This is a genomic window from Pseudoalteromonas sp. S1650 (assembly GCF_005887195.1).
Classification (GTDB): Bacteria; Pseudomonadota; Gammaproteobacteria; order Enterobacterales; family Alteromonadaceae; genus Pseudoalteromonas; species Pseudoalteromonas simplex.
Window position 1 is genome coordinate 1 of the sequence record NZ_PNDF01000177.1, and the last position, 993, is coordinate 993.

The following is a 993-nucleotide window of genomic DNA, read 5'->3' on the forward strand; positions in this document are numbered from 1 at the left end:
AACACCTCACCGTAATGGTATTTGATCGCTCCCCAATGAATTAAAATGAAACCGTTTAAAAACAATATTACAGCGAAAATAAACCTACAATTGAAGAAATAAATGACGATCCAGCACTAAAACGTGGACTTAATTTTTTTATTATTCATTATCTTTTAAGCTCTCCTGAACGGGCACAGTACTTTGCTCACTTTATTGAAGAGCTCAGATTAGCGAACCCACACAGCGAAGCCACACTTTCAACAGCTAACTCACTGCTTAAAAGTACTTTTAAAAATTGGTCGGAAATAGAACAAGGTTTTGCTGATTTTGTAGAAAATATCCAGCCTAGTTTCCATATTGTATCAGGGCCTTGGGAGCAAGACGGTAATGCTTACTGGCTACGTAACACTCAATCAACGGCGTTATCACGATTAGATATTAATCCCCCCTCAGCTGCCAACCACCCAGTCATGGACTTTCCAGCGCCAAAGCCGAGTTCACTCATTGATGTAGCAAATAAAAACCAAGTGGCCGCGCTAATCGAGTTCGAAGCTGCTCAATTACATCGAGGAAAAACTGGCATAGCACTACAAGGAAAGCGTAACCAAAAAAACCAAAAATATCGCCGTACTTTTGTTGGTGAAGAGCAGGCAAGTGATGATCAATTGCTGATGCTGCTTGTTGAAGATAGCAGCCACTTAATTATAAATGTACAAAACTACGATAACTTTAAAACAAAGCAAATAGCCCTGACACCTGAGATAAAAGATGCATTAATTGCAGATAAGAAACTTGCAATAAACTTAACGCTCGAGCAAGCACAGTTACGCGTTAACTTACACGCTCAACGTGGTAGTAAGAAAGTAACCCAGCAGTTTTCTATTCCCCTGAATAAGCAAATGATAGCAACACTTAACAGCGAAAAGATCAGCTTGTTAGGTCAAAATAACAATCATAAAATCACCCCGTACTTATTTAATTCTACCCCTTCTCGCTTGTTGCCTATCACAG

The 993-nt window shown here is 39.4% G+C and carries 1 pseudogene; it reads left to right on the forward strand.

Annotated features, from left to right (window positions below):
- Positions 1–452 precede the first annotated feature (452 nt).
- A pseudogene (locus CWB80_RS22775) lies at positions 453–993 on the forward strand (hypothetical protein); the annotation flags it as partial.